Source organism: Shewanella sp. MF05913, from assembly GCF_059758095.1.
The window spans coordinates 1-708 of record NZ_JCAYNT010000065.1; the positions used below are offsets into that span (position 1 = coordinate 1).

1 protein-coding gene is annotated in these 708 nt (G+C 39.4%); it reads right to left on the minus strand.

Features of this window, described 5'->3' with window-relative positions:
* Positions 1 to 317: 317 nt before the first annotated feature.
* Positions 318 to 708, minus strand: a 391-nt coding sequence (locus AC19MV_RS23010; protein ID WP_498310041.1) for an Imm49 family immunity protein, incomplete at its 5' end; no start/stop codon positions are given.

A 708-nucleotide genomic window follows, 5' to 3' on the forward strand; every position in this document is an offset into this window, starting at 1 on the left:
TTTCCTATGGAAGAGGTTGAAGCTTACAACGATAAAACATGCCGCCCATTTTAATGACATTGATGTGCAATATGGATTAGGAGTTTGCAAAAAACTATTTATTTCTAGTCCAATATTATCTAATTATCGGCTTACGCGTTTTTAGGATTGCTAGGCTTACGCCTTCAAGGTCAAACTTTTTGAATCATGCTGCTATCCCATATTGCTTTTCAAACTCGATTTCTTTTTGGTATAACGGGAAAAGTCTGTAGATGTATACAAGGGTATCGTTACAGTTAATTTGCTCTTCACTATCGAAGATACTTCATCTTAACCCGTTAAAAGTATTTACCTTCAATCAAAAAACGCGGAAGTGAATCACTTTCAACCGTTACTTCATTACCCATGTCATGCCACATGCACGCCATGCCGAGTAATTGCAGGGGTAAGAATGAATCTACAGGGGCATGATCTGGACCCGCTTCACTAATGTGGTAGCGCTCTTGCGCTTGTACGTTTTTAGCCAGAGCCTCATTAAAATCACAGCCGACATCAAAAGTTGCTGGCGTTAATGCAGCCAAGGTTTCTAAATATCCCATACCTATGTATATTGACCAGTCATCTCCGTCTGCAAGTAACTCTTCCATTGTATTATTTAACAACATGGGAAAATCAGGGAGACGACTATGGTAAGCTTGAAATACTTCAACCACACGGTATAAAACAGGA